The 484-nt window shown below is 71.3% G+C and carries 1 pseudogene; it reads right to left on the reverse strand.

The annotated features are described in order from the left end of the window. Nucleotides 1–90: pseudogene (locus ACZ5XS_RS42475) on the reverse strand (dienelactone hydrolase family protein); the annotation flags it as partial. Between the last annotated feature and the right edge of the window lie 394 nt (nucleotides 91–484).

A 484-nucleotide genomic window follows, 5' to 3' on the forward strand; every position in this document is an offset into this window, starting at 1 on the left:
GCGGTCGGCACCGGCCGGGAGCGCGAGGTGCCCGATCATCGTCAAACCGTCGGCCGGATACTCGACCGTACGCGTCGTAATCGCCGTCATGAGACTGGACTGTAGTGATCGTCGAGCCCGGCCAGGCCGGTGTTCTGCCGCTGGCAGAACACCGCGCGTGTCCCTCTGGAATACGGGGCCGAGCCCTCAGGCCATCAAGATCATCTCGTGGCCTCTTTGGCACGTACCTCGGTCACACCCCATCTACCTCCGAGGTTCACTTCACACCCGCCGGCCAGGAAGCGTCCATGCCGCGGCTGTTCGGATCTACAGTCGAACTCGAGGTGCTCGATGTCGGTGAAGCGGACCTCTTCCATGGGCCTCGGGGGGGGGGGGGGGGGTCCCCCAACACCCCCCCCCCCCCCCCCCCCCCCCCCCCCTCCCCCTTCCTCCCCCCCCCCCCCCCCCCCCCCCCCCCCCCCCCCCCCCCCCCCCCCCCCCCCGT

Source organism: Streptomyces sp. NPDC033131, assembly GCF_055578365.1.